The sequence below is a fragment of the Nostoc sp. genome, from assembly GCF_036917775.1.
In the GTDB taxonomy this organism is placed as follows: domain Bacteria; phylum Cyanobacteriota; class Cyanobacteriia; order Cyanobacteriales; family Nostocaceae; genus Nostoc.
Genome location: NZ_JBALEQ010000044.1, coordinates 1 through 12058, shown reverse-complemented (window position 1 = coordinate 12058; position 12058 = coordinate 1). Strand labels below are relative to the sequence as shown.

7 protein-coding genes are annotated in these 12058 nt (G+C 41.1%); 4 read left to right on the top strand and 3 right to left on the bottom strand.

All coding sequences use genetic code 11. The features are described from left to right. Positions 1–297: 297 nt before the first annotated feature. Positions 298–618 carry a TMEM14 family protein gene (locus tag V7K69_RS07080; RefSeq protein WP_335032681.1) on the bottom strand — a complete coding sequence of 107 codons (321 nt, stop codon included), beginning with the start codon at positions 616–618 and terminating at the stop codon, positions 298–300. 103 nt (positions 619–721) lie between these two features. Here V7K69_RS07080 and V7K69_RS07075 point away from each other — a divergent pair, with 103 nt between their 5' ends. The 4 genes from V7K69_RS07075 to V7K69_RS07060 all read left to right on the top strand — a co-directional run bounded on the left by V7K69_RS07075 (position 722) and on the right by V7K69_RS07060 (position 7272). Next, positions 722–2062: an ATP-binding protein gene (locus tag V7K69_RS07075; protein ID WP_335032679.1), complete on the top strand. Its 1341-nt coding sequence runs from the start codon at positions 722–724 to the stop codon at positions 2060–2062. 301 nt (positions 2063–2363) lie between these two features. Continuing rightward, entirely contained in the window at positions 2364–3653 is a 1290-nt protein-coding gene (locus tag V7K69_RS07070) for a tellurite resistance TerB C-terminal domain-containing protein (RefSeq protein ID WP_335032677.1), read from the top strand. A gap of 96 nt (positions 3654–3749) precedes the next feature. Continuing rightward, positions 3750–5078 (top strand): ATP-binding protein, encoded by a 1329-nt coding sequence (locus V7K69_RS07065; RefSeq protein WP_335032675.1) that lies wholly within the window; start codon positions 3750–3752, stop codon positions 5076–5078. 598 nt (positions 5079–5676) lie between these two features. Then, positions 5677–7272 carry a serine/threonine protein kinase gene (locus V7K69_RS07060; protein ID WP_335032673.1) on the top strand — a complete coding sequence of 532 codons (1596 nt, stop codon included), beginning with the start codon at positions 5677–5679 and terminating at the stop codon, positions 7270–7272. Between the two features lie 19 nt (positions 7273–7291). On the opposite strand, the gene V7K69_RS07055 is transcribed toward V7K69_RS07060, so the two are convergent. Both V7K69_RS07055 and V7K69_RS07050 read right to left on the bottom strand, forming a co-directional pair. Further along, positions 7292–8593 carry a sensor histidine kinase gene (locus V7K69_RS07055; protein WP_335032671.1) on the bottom strand — a complete coding sequence of 434 codons (1302 nt, stop codon included), beginning with the start codon at positions 8591–8593 and terminating at the stop codon, positions 7292–7294. Continuing rightward, a complete protein-coding gene (locus tag V7K69_RS07050; RefSeq protein WP_335032669.1) occupies positions 8593–11364 on the bottom strand; it encodes a hybrid sensor histidine kinase/response regulator in 2772 nt (923 codons plus the stop codon). The genes V7K69_RS07055 and V7K69_RS07050 overlap by 1 nt, the downstream gene beginning before the upstream one ends. Positions 11365–12058 lie beyond the last annotated feature (694 nt).

Here is a 12058-nt window from a genome sequence, read left to right as displayed (position 1 = left end):
CGATTCATCGGTTCAAACTGCTGAAATACTTACTATGTATACATTTTATCAGTTTTAAGCTCCGGTTTTTTCTGAGTTTGTGAGAAATCCGGGGTTGGCTTGCCTTGTGATTGCATACCCTTGGATATAAAAACAGGAAGGTGGTTATTGCTTATAGACTGATGCCAATACTTTTCGGATAAACCCAACAATCTCTCTTTTGATCTGGGGAAAGGTTACTGGACTTGGGGGAAAAGTAAATTCAAACCCTTTCCCTTTCCCCTTTCCCCCAAAACCCGAAAAGTATTGAGACTGACGCTACTTTAAAGCCACTATTTGATTCACCATCACCGCCAATGCCACCATCCCCAAAATCGTCATTAATCCCGCCGGCATAAACTTACGTGTTTTAGCTAGTCGAACTGCAAAGACTACAACTAAAACAGCAGTAACTAACACTGCTAAAATCGAACCCCAGGTTTGCCCTTGGAGTTGAAAGTAAGCAGCGAGTATTAGCAATAAACCGCTAATACTACCACTTACCAGTGAAACCTTACTTCTAGCTTGAATATAGCCAATAATTCCACCAGCGATCGCTAATATGCCGTAAGCAAAAGCAGCAATTATACTTAAATTCATTGTTAATACATCTGTAGATTTTGACTTTACTGCCAAGGTCAGCCGACAATTTACCATAGCTAAATAGCTATACCACACAGTTGATTGATGGATAGATCAAGCGATGCCAATAACAAGTACTTCCTCATATACAAAAGTCCAATATCTCCAGCGTCAAGCGGCCTCACTTTTACTGTACCAGTCTGTTCTTCAAGGCGAAGTGGGGATAGCATTTCTGGAACTGTTGCAAGCTATACGTTACACTGACTCTGATGCGCGGGGTTGTCTCCAAGCCTACGGTCGTTACTTCCACGCTTTAGCGGCTAAAAATCAAAACTGGGAAGACTATTTAATTACTCAACTTCTCTTCTCTAATAATCCTTTTACAAAACTGGCCCAAGTGAAAGAATTTGAAGAATTGCCCCCAGCTTTAGTAGCAGCAGCACAGCACGATTTACAAATATTACAAAGTCTCTATGAATGTAGCAGCGCCTCTTTGAGTGAGTGGATACAAAGCGTAGCTCATATGCCGATTTCGCCAGTAGTGTGGTATAAAGAGCAAGAATTCGTAGGAGTAGAGACCAAGTTCGCTACATATTTACAAGACTTAGATAATTGGGGTGATGCTGTAGAAGAGTTGGCGGCTTATTATCGGCAATGTGGCTCTGGTTTATTTGCAGAATATCGCGCTTTACGTTGGCAAGCTGGGCAGTTTATCGGTATCCGATATTCTGATCCGGTTAAGTTGAGTGCGCTTGTAGGTTACGAGTCTCAAAGAGATGCTTTGTTAAAAAATACAGAGTTTTTATTATCAGGAGAGATGGCACTTCATGTATTACTTTACGGTAGTCGTGGTTCTGGCAAATCTTCTTTAGTGAAATCTTTGTTGAATGAATATAGCGAGCGTAGCCTCCGCTTATTGGAAGTGACAAAATCTGATTTAAAAGACTTACCAGAAATTGTGGAACATTTACGAGGAGTGTCACAAAAATTTATTATTTTTGTCGACGATCTTTCCTTTGAAGAAGATGATGATGCCTTTAAAGCGCTCAAGGTAGTTTTAGAAGGTAATTTAACCGCGCGGCCGCAAAATGTAGTTGTGTATGCTACTTCCAATCGCCGCCATCTGATTCGGGAGTTCTTTGTGGATAGACCTACCCCCAAAGATAACGAGGAAGTCCATGCTTGGGATACGATGCAGGAGAAGCTTTCGTTTAGCGATCGCTTTGGTTTAACCTTGACCTTTGAACCAGCCGATCAGAAAACTTATTTAAAGATAGTACAACATCTAGCAGCAAAAGCTGAAATTAATATTACCCAAGAAGATTTGGAGTTTCAAGCATTACAGTGGGCAACTCGTCACAACGGTCGTTCTGGACGCACAGCACGGCAGTTTGTTGATTTTTTAAAAGCAGATTTAAAACTTTCTTATGCAAATAACAATACATCTGATACTTCGGATTAAAATTATTTTATTGATGATTAAATTTTTTTGCTAGTTACATAACAATATAATGCCTCATTAACTAAAGCTAGATATTTCAGAATTACTATGATACAAAACTTTGGAAAAATGTCTTATTTAACCAAACAGAATAACCTGTGTATTCTAATTCATAATTACATTCGCGTATCTGCCAATGTAATTACGAATTACGTAGCTGGCTTCTCACATTCTCTAGGAGACGCTACGCCAATGGCGAGTATTACGAATTAGTATGAAACTTACTTATTCTGATAATTTCACTACGCTAAAAACGAGCAATATGCAATCAGTAACGATCAGCAATCGATTTATACTAGGAATAGTTGCCTTTAGTGTGAGTTTTGGTCTTAGTCTCGTCCCAAGCTGGGATTTTAATAAAGCTTTTCTCACAGGTTTAATTACTGCCGCTACTATTTATGCAACAGCATTATTTGTAGATAAGCGGCGGAGAAATTATGAAATGTTTGTTTTAGGTTCTCTCCGCAAACGAATTAAAGAAATGGAGGGGTTGAAAGCTCGTGTTGTCAGAGAAATAAATCAAATCGAAGAACATCATAATTTATTATATGCAGAGTCACAGCAACTCCAAAATCAAGTCACAGAAAGCCGTAACCAAAGAGATAGTTTACATCGGGAGTTAAGAACATTTACCGGACAAAAAAAACAGCTAGAAACTGAAATAAATACTCTGCAAATTGAAATTAATAATTTGCAGAAAAATCAAACAGAATTGAACAATGCTTTTTCTATACTTACAGCAGAAAAGCGTCGTCTAGAGTCGAATTGTAATGTATCTCGTGCTGAAATCACGCAATTGCAAAGCCAAATTTCAGAACTCCAGCAAGAGAAACAAGAAGTTGAAAGTAATTTAACTCTTTTAGGCAGACTCAAACCTCAATTAGAAGAAAAACTATACGAACTGCGAATTGCAATTCAAGAGTTAGAAGTTGAGACAACCCAAAAAAATCAGTTGCTGGTAGCGACAAAAACCGAAAGAGAAAATATTCAAGCTATCCTACATTCTTCACAAACCCAATTAGCAGAACACAAAGCCGAATTACAGCAGTTGCAAGAGCAAATTTCATTATTGCAAGAAGAACGAGATTCATTGCAAAATCAAGTCTGGGAATTACTCCAACAACTAGAAACATTTAATCAAGAACCTTCAACTGATAATTTCCCAGAAGATGATACTGAATTGTTTCCCTTTTCTGAAATAATGGAAACTACAGCAGTCATAAATAAATCGGAAATTGATACATCAGAGAATATACCTGAAGAATGGACTAATCTTTTAGAAAATCTCCCAGTATACGAACTACAAGTATTAAAAGCGATAGTCGAGCAAGATAATCCCAAGGCTGCTATTAAAAAAATTGCCGAAGCAAATATCACTATGCCGAATCTTTTAATCGATTCTATAAATGAACGGGCAAATGATACTATTGGAGAATTAATAATTAACTCAGATTCGGAAATTCCAGAAATTTACCATGAGCATATTACCCATGTGAAAAAAATGATTGCAACGCATGAAAGTCTCATGGCTAGACATGGGTCGCCAAATTAAAATATTATTGCCGTCGTCAGGTTAGTAGTAAGGTGAATATGTACCTTACCTATTTACTGCGTGCTTATGCGTTTAGAATAAAAAGAAGTGTAATACATGGCAAAGCTCAAAATCTCGAAAAAAATCTCCACTGGTTTAATCAATTCCCTTGGTGCGGGGGTAGTACCAAGAGTAGGAGTTGAATATATCGCAGTAGGTCGAGAAAAAGAACTAAAAAGCCTATTACAAAATCTTGATGATATTGCAGAAGGTGTAGCAGCATTTCGGTTCATAATTGGTAACTACGGTTCCGGAAAAAGTTTTTTATTGCAACTACTTCGCAACCGCGCTATGGAGCAAGGTTTTGTAGTTGCTGATGCTGATTTATCCCCTGAACGCCGATTAGCTGGAAGCAACAATGAAGGTGTAGCCACCTATCGAGAATTAATGAGCCACCTAGCTACAAAAACTCGTCCTGATGGTGGTGCTTTAGTTTCGATTTTAGAAGGATGGATTAATAAAATTCAACAAGAAGTGGTCAAAGAAACTGAAATGCGTCCCAATGACGATGGTTTTGATGACAAAGTTGAATCAAAAATTAGGGAAGTAGTTCAGTATATTGAAGATTTAGTTCATGGTTTTGATTTTGGTAGCGTGATTATCGCTTATTGGCGTGGCTACCGAATGGATGATGATAATTTAAAAAATGCGGCGATGCGCTGGTTGCGGGGAGAATTTACTACTAAAGTTGAGGCGAAAGCGGCTTTAGGAGTGCGCGTCATTATTGATGATGATAGTTGGTATGACTATATAAAACTGTTTGCGAAATTTGTCGCTGAGATTGGCTATAAAGGACTGTTAATTTTAGTTGATGAAGCTGTACATTTATATCAAATATCTACCACAGTTACGCGGGAAAAAAATTATAATCGACTCCTGGCAATGTTTAACGATACCATGCAATGTAAAGCTGAACATCTTGGTATTGTCGTTGGTGGAACAACTAAATTTTTAGAAGACCCCAAACGGGGACTTTTTGCAGACCAAGCTTGGCAAAGACGCACAAAAGAAAGCCGTTTTATTGCCCAAGCTAATGTTCAAGAAAATTCAGGGCCAGTGATTCGGCTAAATCCGTTGAGTGAAGCAGAAATATTGACGCTTTTGCAACGTTTAGCTGAGATTCATGCACTTAATTTTGGGTATGAACAGACTTTGACAAATCGTGAGTTGAAGGAGTTTGTGCAAGAAATTATTAATCGTTTAGGTGCAGAAGCATTACTGACACCAGGGGAAATTGTGCGAGATTTTATGAGTGTGCTGAATATTCTTCATCAAAATTCAGGAATTGCATTCGGTGAATTAATTCATGGCTCTAAATTTAAACCTACTGCTATGGGTAAGAATGCAGATGTGGATGAGGATGGCGCAGCAGAATTTAGTTTGTGATTTACTCTTTAGTTAGGACTTACGCCAAACTACACACGGTAGGGGCAATTCATGAATTGCCCCTAACTGAGAATCAGGGTTCTGACTATTGTTTGCGTAAGTCCTATAGGACTATGATTTGATTTCTGAAAAAATCTAAGTAATATGTAGGGTGTGTTATGGCGTAGCCTAACGCACCTAAACCTTTGGGCAGTGCGTTACGCCAAAGGCTAACGCACCCTACGTATATTTCAATAATCAAATATGAGTCCTATATTTAGTAGCTGAATTGGGGCAAAATTAAAGCGTTAATTAAGAAACTATGTTGTAGCAACTAGCGCGTCAAGTCGTATTTTCTCCTTAACATTACGGATGTAGCAGATAGCTTAAGTCTTTTTCCTACTTCAGAATTTCTTGACTCCCGCGTTATCATCTGAAAAAGATAAAACTTTTGTGAGGTGGGGAGGTTTTCTCGCTTAGGGAGTTCCGACAACTAAATCATCCCGTAGAATAGACAGGTAATAAACCCTGCCTCATATAAAATACGGGAAAATTTTTAGAAATTCCTCAAGACTCAGGACTCGCTATTTATCTGCTCACTCAGGATTCAGGACTCTTTATGTTAGCAGGCACAATTTTGCAAGATGGAAAATATACCCTAATTCAAGAAATAGGGCGGGGTGGCTTTGGTATTACATTTAAAGCTACCCATCACTACTTAGGTCAGGAGGTGGTGATGAAAACCATCAATGAACGGCTGCGACAACATCCTGATTTTGCGAAATTTGAGCGCCAATTCCAAGATGAAGCCAGACGATTAGCTACGTGTATTCATCCAAATATAGTCCGAGTCAGTGACTTTTTTGTGGAAGCTGGACTGCCTTACATGGTAATGGAATACATTCGTGGCGAAACCTTGGGAGACGCATTTGTATTACCAGGAATAACTTTGCCTGAAGCCACAGCAATTCATTACATTCGGCAAATTGGAGCAGCTTTACAGGTAGTACATAACAATGGTTTGCTGCACCGAGATGTCAAACCAGATAATATTATTCTTCGTCAAGGAACACAAGAAGTAGTACTAATTGATTTTGGCATTGCTAGGGAATTTAATGGCAATGTCAGACAGACTCACACTGGTCTGGTTTCTGAAGGCTATTCTCCAATTGAGCAATATTTGACGCAAGCGCCGCGCACACCCGCCACTGATGTTTATGGTTTAGCCGCAACTTTGTATGCACTGTTGACAGCACAAGTACCTATGCCAGCATTATTGCGCGATCGCGAACAAATGCCTTCCCCCCGCGAATTGCAACCACACTTGAGTGCTGCTGTCAACCAGGCAATAATGCGCGGTATGGCGGTGGAGTCTCGTTTTCGACCAGCGACTGTTGCTGAGTGGTTACAACTCCTACCTGGAAATGAGGGGCTGATGACACCGGAAGCCTTAGCAACTTATGCAGTCCCAACTGTCAATTTATCTGCCCAACAAGCTGCAACTCTACTTGGAAAAACTGGTCAAAATCGCCTTCATAAGCCATCTGTGTTAGCACAGTCCAACCAAAACATCGCTAAAGGAAATCCACTGGCAAAAAAACCGGGATCATCTCAAATACTCATAGGTGTAGGCGTAGCCTTGGTTGCTGCTACAGCAGGTTTTGGCATCACTAGCATTTTACCAAAATCTCAGCCGCAGCCAACCACAAAGCCGCTTTTTGAACAGCCTACTCAAGAACCAGCCGCGAAAGCACCTAGCTTTGAGAATGGTGAAACCACCTCAAGAACCCAATCAGCACCTCTTTCTAATTCCAAGCAGCGCCGACGTAATCGCCGTTCTTCCCCCGAAGAAACTCCTAGCAGCCCTACAGGAGAATCACAACGGGGCGATTTGCAGCAATCTGCACCTGCACCTAGCGTTTCCCCCACACCCTCGCTAGTGGAAAAACTACGGGCAATCCGGTCATCTCGTAGTGCTTCCCCTGCACCATTGCCACAAAATAACTCACCCACCTCTAATCAGAATTCTGCTTCCCCTGAATCGATAATTCCACCAAATTCTGTGGTTATACCAGCAGCACCACCGACACAATCCAAACAGTCAGATCCTTCTGCTGTAGTAGTACCAACATTGGAAAAGCAAAATTCACCAACTGATAATCAACCCCAGAGCGATCGCAAATTACCGGAAAAGCTACAAGATGACAATAATTAATCAATTTTAGATTTTTTCTTCACACCCCCCGAATCTCAGCCAGAATCGGTATGGTAATCAAAAATTCAGTTCCCTTACCGGGTGTAGAATTTACAGAAAGCAACCCATTATGTTTTTCTGTGATGATTTGATGAGCGATCGCTAACCCTAAACCGGTTCCTTGACCAACAGCTTTAGTAGTAAATAAATGGTCAAATATTTTTTCTTTGACTTGTTCACTCATCCCAATACCATTATCTGCAATTGCGACTTGAATTTGGTCATCTTTAACTCTAGTTTTTATGATAATGCGGTTAGGATTGGCTTGAATTTCCTTAAAAGTGCGTCCATTGTTCGAGTCTTCTAACGCATCAATGGCATTCGCCAAAATATTCATAAATACCTGATTTAACTGACCCGGAAAACATTCAATTTGGGGCAAATCACCATAGTCAGTGATCACATCAATAGCGGGGCGTTCTTCATTTGCTTTCAGACGATGTTTTAAAATTAAAATTGTGCTGTCAATGCCATCGTGAAGGTTGCAAGGGACGGGGCGCTCGGTGTCAGCACGAGAAAAGGTTCTGAGACTAGTGCTAATATCTGTAATTCGCCTCACTCCTTCACGCATCGAGCTGACTAGTTTAGGAAGATCCTCACGGATATAATCGAGGTCAATGGTTTTAATCTCGTTTTGAATTGCAGCACTGGGCCGTGGATATTCCTGTTGATAAAGGTCAACTAATCCAAAAATATCGTTGATATACTCTAGAGCCGGCTCGATGTTGCCGCTCAAGAACCCAATGGGATTATTAATTTCATGGGCGACTCCTGCAACTAAGTTGCCCAAAGCAGATAGTTTTTCGCGTTGCACGAGTTGGATTTGTGAGGTCTTGAGTTCTGCCAATGCCTCAGATAGTTGGGTTGTGCGCTCGACCACTTGCTGTTCTAAGCTACGGCTGAGTCGATATAGCTTGGTTTGAGTTTTGACTCGTGCGAGGACTTCTTGCTCAGAAAAAGGTTTGGTGATGTAGTCTACGGCTCCCAATTCTAGAGCGCGGACTTTGTTCGTGGTATCCGAGAGTGCAGTCATAAAAATAATCGGGATATGGCTGGTGGCGGGGTTGCTTTTGAGGCGTTGACAGGTTTCAAAGCCGTCAATTCCCGGCATCATCACATCCAATAAGATCAGATCGAGTTCCTCGTTAAGCTGTGCTTGTTCGATCGCGCTAAGTCCATCCAGAGCGATCGCTACTTCAAAGCCAGCATCTTCTAGGGTGCTGGAAATGACTTCCAAATTGGTGGGCATATCATCCACAATCAAGATCAAGCCATTACTCATTAACTTGCTCCTGCCCCTAAATAGGCTTGGATCAGCTGGTGAATCTGCTTTGGTTGAAATTGTTGAGCCAGTTTGACGATCTGTTGGGAAAAGGGTTGGTAGATGCGATCGCGTTGCTCTAGCTGTTCCGCCATCTCAATGACTTTTTTTAACCGCCCTTGTTGCACCAGTTTGAGGAGTTTTTGCAAGTCTTCTAGTGGCGGCACTTGATCGGGAGCAAAGTTTGTAGAGTCAGTCTTCAGCCAACTAGCCTCGATATTTGCAGTTTCTCCATTGCTTGGGGTTTCATACTGCCAAACTAGATTTAAAAACTTTTCCAAAGTTGCGAACAACTCATCAGTATGGACGGGTTTCGGTAAGAAGTCATTCCCACCTGCATTGATGCTCATCTGCTGATCGATTTCTGCCACGGATGCTGAAGAGACGATCACTTTGTGATGCTGTAAATCGGCTGATTTGCGGAGATGTTTCAGCATCTCGAAGCCATTCATCACTGGCATGGCAATATCGGTGATGATTAAATCGGGGTGGTGCTGTTGAGCTTGAGCTAACCCTTCTTTACCATTTTCCGCTTCTAGCAAGTTGAAACCCAGAGGCTCTAGTAAGTTCACAATCACCGACCGATTTTCCCAGCGATCGTCAATGATTAAAATGCTGCGTTTTGACCCTTCGTAGCCAATGATTTGCTTACCAGAGCTATTAGCGTTTTGTTGCACCCAATCGGTGGCGATCGGTAATTCTACTTCAAAAAAGAACTCACTCCCCGCGCCAAGTTCACTCTTCAACTGAATTTTTCCACCCATGAGTTGGATGATGCTTTGGCTGATTGCTAGCCCTAAGCCAGTGCCTTCTGACTGGCGTTTCTGCTCCCCAACTTGTTCAAAGGGTTGGAAGAGTTGGTGTACCTGATCGGCGGCGATACCTACTCCAGTATCTAGAATTTGAAATTTGATTCGGGGTATGGAGACATCTGCATTAGTCTCCAGCACCTCAACCTTGAGAGTAACACAGCCCTGGTCAGTAAATTTAATCGCGTTGCCTAGAAGGTTGAGCAAAACTTGACGCAGACGTTTTTCGTCAGCCTGAATGCCTATAGGAAAGTTATCATCAGGCTGATAAACGAAGTCAATGCCTTTTTGGTCAGCCCGGACGCGACAAATTTCCACAATTCCTTGCAAAAATGCGGGAAAATGGATGGCTTTGGGGATGAGTTCGAGTTTGCGGGCTTCGATTTTGGATAGGTCTAAGATGTCGTTGATCAGTGTCAGAAGATGAGAGCCGCACTGATGAATAATATTCACCCCATGACGTTCTTTATCGGGTAGAGATTTGGAGCGATTTAAAATTTGGGCAAAGCCGAGAATACCGTTGAGTGGTGTACGTAGCTCATGGCTCATGTTAGCCAGAAATTCACTCTTGGCATGGTTTGCACTGTCGGCTACTTCTTTCGCCTGCTGAAGTTCAACCGTGCGTTCGGCAACGCGCTCTTCGAGTTCGGTGAAAGAGGTTTTGAGTTGTGCCGCCATTTGATTAAACGATCGCGCCAATGCTTCTAGTTCATAGATGCCTTTCACTTCTACGGTGCGATCGAGGTTTCCAGTGGCGATCGCTTCACTGGCTTGCTGCAATTGGAGGATGGGATCGGTAATCCAGCGCGAGGTATAGATACCCAACATGGTTGCCAAACCCAACGCACCTAAGCAGAGCAAAATCGTGTTGCGCGTATTGGCATTAATTTGTGCCATAAAGTCCGATTCCGGCACGACAACTATGCTCAACCAATCAATGCCTCGTCCGTCTCGAATCGATGAAACTTGCACAAACTGTCTTCCAGTTGGCAGCTTAAAATCAATCTGTTGACTCTCTTGAATAGCATTGAAACTACCAAATCGATCGAGAATAGCTTGTGCTGTGGCGCTAATTACGGGGCTTTCGGACTTTATGGCAGGAATTTGTTGTAAAGTCTTCTCTTTCAGGTTGATGATATAGGGGTCTGGAAGCCTTGAACTCGCAATCAGGTTGCCTGAGCGATCAATGATAAAGGTTTGTCCCGTCTGGCCCACCTTTAGCTTCTTGAGAAAATTATGAATTTTGTTAATCCGAAAAAGATTATTTTGAACTCCCAAGAACACGCCATTGTTGTATATGGGTTGGGTTAAAGAAATTGAAGGGATTTTAATCGAGTTGCCCAAAAAAGGCTTTGTCCAGGTTGGTTTTCCGGCTGCCTGTGCAGTTTTATACCAGGGTCGAGTTCGGGGGTCAAAATTGGCTATAGTTTCTATCAATGCAGTCCGTTGACCTTTATCATCAAGTTGGTAGATTTGGCGCTGAGGTAGATCCTTTTTGTTCCCAATCAAAGCCACGATGCCTTTATTCGGTAAATCCTCTACTTGTATACTTGTGCCGTCAGCCATTGCAATTTGCATGAATTCGACTATATCTTGGCTGACTAACCGCCAAAAAGGCCGTTCCAGTTTGGTGACATCGGTTAAATCAAGCTGTCCCTCTTGAGCCGCTGCGACGATTACTTGTCCAGTCACATAAGGTCTTTCCAAATAGTCCAAGACTTGTAGATTGAGGCGATCGCTCATCTCTTGACGTAACTGACCAGAAACATCATTGACTGCCTTCTGCCCATTCCGCAAGGAAATATACCCCGTCAACCCAACGGCTGCAAAGATTTGCAGGACAAATGGAACAATCAAGAGCGATCGCAATGGCAAACGGTGAATCAAGTTACGAGCTATGATTTTTTTTGAAAAGGAAGACATAACTGCTGACTCCTATAAACTGGCAATGCTGAAGTGTGCGATCGCCCTTATCAATACCCAATAAATTACAAAACTTGGTTTCAACACTTTTACATACTCCGGTTAGCCGATGAGCAATAAACTTTACTTAATAAGTTTATATTTCTCAGCTATATTCATCAGTATTGCGAATAACTCCAGTAAATTATTCTCCACCATAATACGCTACTCAATTGGGAGACTTTATAATTTTATTTTTGAATATAATATTCATTTTTATTAAGTAGATGTCTCCCCTAAATAAGTCCATGTTTATCATTACAAAATTTAAGATGATCTAAATTAAATAAAACTACTATCAACTGCACTTTTACAAATTAAGTTTTGTAATTTCAGAGAATTAGTACTTATATTATTTGCCATATTTCTCAAAATAAACGCCGTATTTATACGTAAGTTAAAACTGAACTAATTCAGTTGTACTATGAACATAAACCAGTTCTTACTAACCTTTATAAAAAAGCCTTTGCTTAAAAACTTTTCTTGCTGCGAACTAGCTTTTTATAGCCTGAAATATTATTGCTGCTGATATTTATTAGTTTTTCCTCCGTAATTATATCCTGGACTTTGGACTAAAAGGCCAGAGAAAAGCAGTCAACATTAACACTGACTGCCATAAAGTCAATGAAAGTAATCGATAAATCATTGACGTGAT

Bases quoted from the DNA above. Each gene is read 5' to 3' on its own strand.
- V7K69_RS07080 (WP_335032681.1), bottom strand. From the start codon at position 618: ATGAATTTAAGTATAATTGCTGCTTTTGCTTACGGCATATTAGCGATC.
- V7K69_RS07075 (WP_335032679.1), top strand. From the start codon at position 722: ATGCCAATAACAAGTACTTCCTCATATACAAAAGTCCAATATCTCCAG.
- V7K69_RS07070 (WP_335032677.1), top strand. From the start codon at position 2,364: ATGCAATCAGTAACGATCAGCAATCGATTTATACTAGGAATAGTTGCC.
- V7K69_RS07065 (WP_335032675.1), top strand. From the start codon at position 3,750: ATGGCAAAGCTCAAAATCTCGAAAAAAATCTCCACTGGTTTAATCAAT.
- V7K69_RS07060 (WP_335032673.1), top strand. From the start codon at position 5,677: ATGTTAGCAGGCACAATTTTGCAAGATGGAAAATATACCCTAATTCAA.
- V7K69_RS07055 (WP_335032671.1), bottom strand. From the start codon at position 8,593: ATGAGTAATGGCTTGATCTTGATTGTGGATGATATGCCCACCAATTTG.
- V7K69_RS07050 (WP_335032669.1), bottom strand. From the start codon at position 11,364: ATGTCTTCCTTTTCAAAAAAAATCATAGCTCGTAACTTGATTCACCGT.